Source organism: Dietzia sp. DQ11-38-2 (assembly GCF_014145055.1).
GTDB lineage: Bacteria > Actinomycetota > Actinomycetes > Mycobacteriales > Mycobacteriaceae > Dietzia.
This window is the reverse complement of the sequence record NZ_JAALDW010000026.1, coordinates 1-6,359: the sequence shown is the minus strand read 5'-3', so window position 1 is coordinate 6,359 and position 6,359 is coordinate 1. Positions and strand designations below refer to the sequence as shown.

Genomic DNA, 6,359 nt, shown 5'->3' with positions numbered 1-6,359 from the left:
CCGGGTCCACCCGAGGGGCCACGACCCGGACCACCGCCCCGGCGTCGAGGAAGGTCTCGGCGCGGCGGACCGACACGGGCCCCGCGCCCACCACGAGCACCTCCCGGGCGGACAGCCCCACGGTGAGAGGGAGGCCGTCCAGCGTGGGTGCCGCCGACCGCTCGACCGCAGGTCCCGCGTCGGCGAAGGCGATGGTCACAGGTGGATGCCGCACTCGGTCTTGGAGGAACCGGCCCAGCGACCTGAGCGCGGATCCGCTCCGGCTTCGACGCGGTGGGTGCACGGTTCACAGCCTATCGACGGGAAGCCGTCGTCGAGTAGGGGGTTGAGCAGGCACCCGTGCTCCTCCGCGTAGGCGTGCACGCGATCCAGGGTCCACGCCACGAGCGGGTTGATCTTGATCATCGAGTGCTTGGCGTCCCACTCCACGATCGCCGCGCCGGCGCGGTGGTCGGTGTCTACGCGGCGCAGGCCTGTGATCCACGCCTCGTAGCCGGACAGAGCCGCGTCGAGCGGCTCCACCTTGCGCAGGCGGCAGCACAGCTCCGGGTTCGTCTCGAACGGGCGCGGGCCGAGCGCGGCCTCGTGCTCCTCGCGGCTCGCGGGGCTGCGCACGTCCACCACGTTGAGCCCCGGTGTGGACGCGAGGGCGTCCCGGACCCCGATGGTCTCGGAGAAGTGGTACCCGGTGTCGAGGAAGAGCACGTCCACGCCCGGGGCGTACTGCGCGGTCATCTCCGGCACGACGGTGTTGGCCATCGAGCAGGCCACGGCCAGGGCGTCCCCGAAGGTCTCACCGGCCCACGCCAGGACCTCGGCGGGGTCGACCTCACCGTGGCGGCCGTAGAGTCCGCGGTCGTCGAAGCGACGGGCCGCGTCCTCGGCGATCGCCTTGAGCTCCTCGGTGGTCCGGCGCCGGCCGGGGCCGGGGGTCAGGACGGTGCTGCGGGGCAGCAGATCGAGAGCGACTGCGGTCATACCAGGACCTCCTCCTCCACCCGGTGGGCCCACTCGGCGAAGGTCTCGCCGTCGGCACCGGTCTCCCTGTACTTGCGGATCACGCGCTCCACGTAGTCGGGCAGATCCGCGGAGGGCACGCGCAGGCCGCGGACCGTGCGGCCCAGGCCGCCCGACTCCTGGTCCTGGGAGGCCAGGCCACCACCGAGGTGGACCTGGAATCCCGGGGTGTCGCCGTCGAGCAGCTGGCCCTTGAGCCCGATGTCGGCGGTCTGGATGCGTGCACAGCTGTTGGGGCACCCGTTGAGGTGGATCGACAGCGGCGTACGCAGGGGAGCCTCGTCGGCGAACCGGCTCTCGAGCTCACCGATCAGCGCGGTGGCCGTGTCCTTGGTGTCGACGAAGGCGAGTTTGCAGAACTCGATGCCGGTGCACGCCATGGTGGAGCGGCGGAACGAGCTGGGCCGGGCGTGCAGGCCGATCTCCGCCAGCCCCTCGACCAGCTGCTCCACCTTCTCCGGCTCGACGTCCAGCACGAGCAGCTTCTGGTGCGGGGTGAAGCGGACCCGGTGGGAACCCGCGGCCTCGGCGAGGTCGGCGACCTGCGCCAGCTTCTCCCCGCCCACACGGCCGACGGTGGGAGCCGCGCCCACGTAGAAGCGGCCGTCCTTCTGCTCGTGGACACCCACGTGGTCGCCCGAACCCACTCCACGCTCGGGGGCGGGGCCGTCCGGGAGTTCGCGTCCCAGGTACTCGTCCTGGAGGACCTGGCGGAACTTCTCGGCACCCCAGTCCTTGATGAGGAACTTGAGGCGGGCGCGGGTGCGCATCCGGCGATAACCGTAATCGCGGAAGATCCCCACCACGCCGGCCCACACCTCGGCCGCCTCCTCCTGACGGACGAACACGCCGACGCGGGTGGCGAGCTGCGGGTTGGTCGACAGTCCGCCCCCCACCCAGAGGTCGTATCCGGGGCCGAGTTCGGGATGCCGGACGCCGACCAACGAGATGTCGTTGATCTCGTGGACCACGTCCAGACTCGGGTGCCCGGTCATGGCGGACTTGAACTTGCGCGGGAGGTTGGAGAACTCCTCGGTACCGATGTACTTGGCCTTGATCTCCTCGATCACCGGGGTCGGGTCCAGGATCTCCGACTCGGCCACGCCGGCCACCGGGCTGCCGAGGATCACCCGGGGGCAGTCGCCGCAGGCCTCGACGGTGTCGATCCCCACGTCTTCGAGACGCCGCCAGATCTCCGGGACGTCCTCGATGGCGATCCAGTGGTACTGGATGTTCTGCCGGTCGGAGATGTCGGCGGTGCCGCGTGCGAAGTCGGTCGAGATGCCCGCGAGGACCCGCAACTGATCGGTGGTCACCGCTCCGCCGTCGGTCCGGACCCGCATCATGAAGTACTCGTCCTGCAGCTCGTCGGCCTCGAGCTTGGAGGTCCGGGAGCCGTCCAGACCCTGCTTGCGCTGGGTGTACAGGCCCCACCAGCGCATCCGGCCCGACAGATCGTCGGACGGGATGGAGGCGAAGCCCTCCTTGGAGTAGGTGTCGAGGATGCGCTGGCGGACGTTGAGCGCGTCGTCGGTGAGCTTGAACTCCTCGTTGTGGTTGAGGGTGAGCTTGCCGTCGATCTTCCACTGGCCCTGGGGCTTGGGGGCGCGAGCGGGTCGAGCGGGGCGGGAGGCGGTACCGGTCATGACGGCGAGGGTAGCCGCCGACAGACCGGTCTGTCTAATGCGCGCGGGCGACCCGCCCCTCGCGATCCACCCCTTGTCGACGGCCGCCTCCCGACGGGATCAGCCGCCCCCCACGAGGGGAGGCGGCTGAGAATCACCCCGTCGTGCGACCTGTCAGACCGGCGGCATGATGGTCGACCCCAGGTCCTCGGCGATCCCGAACACCGTCATCCAGAGAGCCTCCACGATGTGAACCGGGAGGAATGTCAGGGTGTCGACGAGCGTCGACCCTGTGTCGGTGGCCAGACTGCCCACCACGCCGACGGACGAACCGGCGAACTCCACGAGACTTCCCCACATGATGAACTCCTTCCAGAGCGGCCCTGGACAGCCCACCCGTTGGACTACATCTCGGTCGCCCTGATCTGATCATAGGACGATCCTCATAAAGTAGGAACCCCCCAGTGAGCGGGATGCGAATAGCCTGAGAAGGTTTACTCTGAGGGCGAGTTTGTGGAAACCACGGTCGATCGTCAGTAACGTGAACCACAAGTCCCGCCAGACAGTGGGGCGCCACCTCTCGAAAGGACACGCCAATGTTCTCTGATTTCTGGTACTCCCTCGCCAACGGCTCCGTCGACCTCGTCCCGAACGTCGGGTCCGCCGCGATCGACGGCCTTCTCCGGCTGCCCGCCTACATCCTCGACACCCTCGGCGGCGGCGCGGAGCTCTTCGGCTCCTGATCGACCCCGCTGATCGGCTCTCGGAGCCCAGCACGAGCGCCCCGGTGGTCCGCCACCGGGGCGCTCGTCATTTCGTGGGACCCGTCAGCACTCCGACGGCCATCACATCCCGCAGAACTCCATCCAGGCGGCGACCTCTCGCCGCGCCTGCTCCCGCCCGAGGACGTACGCCTCGGCGAGCCGGTCCACCCTGCGCTCGTAACTCCGGATCAGGACGCGTTCCGGGCGGAACACCACGGCGCCACCCGACGCCTCGAGGGCCTCGATCTCGTCGAGGGTCTCGTTGTAGAGCGCCCACCTGTGGAGGAGCGCCTCCCCCACGGCCGGAAAACGCCGGAAGTACGAGCGGTAGAACGGGGTGAGGCGCCGCGGCGGGATCTTCCGGTACCCGCTCGGCTGGGTCAGCACCACCAGGAACTTCTCGTATCCCGCCTCGCGCGCGGCGGACAGCGGGATCCCTCCGTCACGGCCCAGCGCCCCGTCGACGTAGTACTCGCCGTCGATCAGGACCGGCGGCATCCACACCGGCATCGTCGAGGACGACCTGACCATCCGCATGAGCTCTGACATGCTCGCGGCGTCCTCCTCGGTCCAGAAGACCGTCGCACCGTCCGAACACCGGAACGTCCCGATCCTCGCAGCCGTCCCGCTCTGGGAGAACGTGTCGAAGTCGTACGGCAGCACCTGGTCCGGGAGACCGGTCTGCTCGTAGATGTACTCCGCGTTGAACAATCCCTTTCCGCGGGCGAAGCTGCGCCAGTCGCCGAAGTTCGGATCGGCCGCCAGTTCGACGAAGCTCTTCCTCGCCCGGACCGGTTCACGGGAGAGATAGTTGGCCACATGGGTGGCGCCCGCAGAGATTCCCGCGGCCATTCCCCCGTGGATATCCGCGCCGATGAGGGTCTCCACCACCCCCGCCGTGTGCACCGCCCGCATTCCCCCGCCCTCGAACAGGACGGCGACATCCGGAGCGGTGGGCGATAAGTCGGTCACGACACCCAGGGTAAATCGCCCCGTCACTTCGATGATGATCGACTACCGTCTCCGAAGTGAGCGCAATCGCCGACTTCATCGCATCCGTCAACGATGTCTACTGGTACGCGGTCATCGCGCTCCTCGTCATCGCCGGCCTGTACTTCTCCTTCACGACCCTGATCGTGCAGATCCGGATGTTCCCGGAGATGTTCAGGACGATCGTCGAGAAGCCCTCGGACATCGAGCCGGACAAGAAGGGCATCTCCGCCTTCCGCGCCTTCACCGTCTCCGCCGCGTCCCGCGTGGGCACCGGGAACATCGCCGGTGTCGCCATCGCGATCACGGTCGGCGGACCCGGTGCGGTGTTCTGGATGTGGATGTTGGCGATCATCGGCGGCGCCACGGCGTTCATCGAGTCCACGCTCGCCCAGCTCTACAAGGTGCGGGGCAAGGACTCCTACATCGGTGGCCCCGCCTACTACATCCGTGACGGACTCGGGTGGAAGCCGGTGGCGGTCGCCTTCGCGGTGATCATCACCGTGACCTACGGTTTCGTCTTCAACGCAGTCCAGGCCAACTCCATCTCCGCGTCCGTGCGCAACCAGTTCGGTCTCGAGGGGCTCGGGCCGGGCCTGCTCATCGGCGTCGTGTTGGCCCTGGTGGTGGCCGCGGTGATCTTCGGCGGCATCCGGCGACTGTCGGCGGTCACGGAGATCGTGGTCCCGCTCATGGCGATCGCCTACATCGTCGTCGCCCTGGTGGTCGTGGCGATCAACATCACCGAGGTCCCGGAGATGATCTCGCTGATCGTCGGCCACGCCCTGGGCTTCCGCGAGGTCGCGGGCGCGGCGATCGGCGCGGCGATCATGCAGGGCATGCGGCGTGGCCTGTTCTCCAACGAGGCCGGCATGGGCTCGGTCCCCAACGCGGCCGCCACCGCATCCGTCTCCCACCCCGTCAAGCAGGGGCTGGTGCAGGCCCTCGGCGTCTACTTCGACACCCTCGTCGTCTGCTCGGCGACCGCGTTCATCATCCTTCTCGCCAACCCGGACTTCGGCGGCGACCGCGAGGGCATCACCCTCACCCAGGATTCGCTGGCCTCCCAGGTCGGCGACTGGGGAGTGCCCTTCCTGATGGTGGTCATCTTCTTCCTCGCCTTCTCCTCGATCCTCGGCAACTCGTACTACGGCGAGGCCAACATCCGCTTCCTCCGCGAGAGCCCCATGGCCCTGCGGGTCTTCCGCGTCCTGGTCGTCCTCGCCGTTCTCGGTGGCTGCCTGGGCTCGGTCGACCTCATCTGGAACCTTGCGGACCTGTTCATGGGCGTCATGGCGACGATCAACCTCATCGCGATCATCCCCCTCAGCGGGCTCGCGGTGGCGTTGTTGCAGCACTACCTGCGCCAGAAGGCCGAGGGCCACAACCCCGTGTTCCACCGGGACGAGCTGCCCCGGGCCCGGAACGTCACGTCGTGGGACGGCTCTGATCCGATGACGCTGCAGCACGTCGCCGACAAGGCGCGCGACGTCGAGCCGAAGGAGTGAGTCAGCCGGCGCGAGCCGGGCACTCCCCCGCATACGAGCGCTACGCCGTCCTGCCCAAGGCGCACCTGCACGTCCACCTCGAAGCCGCCATGCGCCCCGGGACGATGCGCGAGTGGTGCGCCGAGGACGGCGTGGAGGTCCCGCCGCTCGTCGACTTCCCCGACTTCAGCGGCTTCCTCGACGCCTACGGAGTGCTCATCTCTCTGCTGCACACCCCGGAGCGGCTCGGCCGACTTCTCGACGAGGTGGTGGCCGACGCCGCCGCCCAGGGCGTCGTGGCGCTCGAGTTCGCCTCCATCCCGGACAAGTCGGCCGCCTTCGACTCAGCCGAGGAGGCCCTGGAGTTCATCCTGCCCGCCGCCTCGGCCGCCGGCCGGCGCCACGGGGTGTGGACCGGTGCCATCGTGAGCATCGACCGCGGGGCCGGGCCCGGGCACGCACTGGAGGCCGCCGGG

7 protein-coding genes and 1 pseudogene are annotated in these 6,359 nt (G+C 68.7%); 3 read left to right on the top strand and 5 right to left on the bottom strand.

Going from position 1 to position 6,359, the window contains the following annotated elements:
* The 4 genes from G6026_RS17045 to G6026_RS01060 all read right to left on the bottom strand — a co-directional run.
* Positions 1–199: NAD(P)-dependent oxidoreductase (locus G6026_RS17045; RefSeq protein WP_347238048.1), on the bottom strand; the 199-nt coding region annotated here is incomplete at its 3' end.
* Positions 196–978 carry a phosphoadenylyl-sulfate reductase gene (locus G6026_RS01070; RefSeq protein WP_107755322.1) on the bottom strand — a complete coding sequence of 261 codons (783 nt, stop codon included), beginning with the start codon at positions 976–978 and terminating at the stop codon, positions 196–198. The genes G6026_RS01070 and G6026_RS17045, both read right to left, overlap by 4 nt.
* Positions 975–2,663 carry a nitrite/sulfite reductase gene (locus G6026_RS01065; protein ID WP_107755321.1) on the bottom strand — a complete coding sequence of 563 codons (1,689 nt, stop codon included), beginning with the start codon at positions 2,661–2,663 and terminating at the stop codon, positions 975–977. The genes G6026_RS01070 and G6026_RS01065 overlap by 4 nt, the downstream gene beginning before the upstream one ends.
* Positions 2,664–2,816: 153 nt before the next feature.
* Positions 2,817–3,002, bottom strand: a complete 186-nt coding sequence (locus G6026_RS01060; RefSeq protein WP_107755320.1) for a hypothetical protein — start codon at positions 3,000–3,002, stop codon at positions 2,817–2,819.
* 236 nt (positions 3,003–3,238) lie between these two features.
* Here G6026_RS01060 and G6026_RS01055 point away from each other — a divergent pair, with 236 nt between their 5' ends.
* Positions 3,239–3,385 (top strand): hypothetical protein, encoded by a 147-nt coding sequence (locus G6026_RS01055; protein ID WP_182611984.1) that lies wholly within the window; start codon positions 3,239–3,241, stop codon positions 3,383–3,385.
* 102 nt (positions 3,386–3,487) lie between these two features.
* Here the strand turns inward: G6026_RS01055 and G6026_RS01050 are convergent, their stop codons facing one another.
* On the bottom strand, positions 3,488–4,378 hold the full coding sequence (locus tag G6026_RS01050; RefSeq protein ID WP_309230159.1) for a DUF6363 domain-containing protein: 891 nt from the start codon (positions 4,376–4,378) through the stop codon (positions 3,488–3,490).
* Positions 4,379–4,434: 56 nt separating this feature from the next.
* Here G6026_RS01050 and G6026_RS01045 point away from each other — a divergent pair, with 56 nt between their 5' ends.
* Positions 4,435–5,904: an alanine/glycine:cation symporter family protein gene (locus tag G6026_RS01045; RefSeq protein WP_182611983.1), complete on the top strand. Its 1,470-nt coding sequence runs from the start codon at positions 4,435–4,437 to the stop codon at positions 5,902–5,904.
* Positions 5,901–6,359 (top strand): annotated as a pseudogene (locus G6026_RS01040) (adenosine deaminase); the annotation flags it as partial. The gene G6026_RS01045 and the pseudogene G6026_RS01040, both read left to right, overlap by 4 nt.

Bases quoted from the DNA above. Each gene is read 5' to 3' on its own strand.
- G6026_RS01070 (WP_107755322.1), bottom strand. From the start codon at position 978: ATGACCGCAGTCGCTCTCGATCTGCTGCCCCGCAGCACCGTCCTGACC.
- G6026_RS01065 (WP_107755321.1), bottom strand. From the start codon at position 2,663: ATGACCGGTACCGCCTCCCGCCCCGCTCGACCCGCTCGCGCCCCCAAG.
- G6026_RS01060 (WP_107755320.1), bottom strand. From the start codon at position 3,002: ATGTGGGGAAGTCTCGTGGAGTTCGCCGGTTCGTCCGTCGGCGTGGTG.
- G6026_RS01055 (WP_182611984.1), top strand. From the start codon at position 3,239: ATGTTCTCTGATTTCTGGTACTCCCTCGCCAACGGCTCCGTCGACCTC.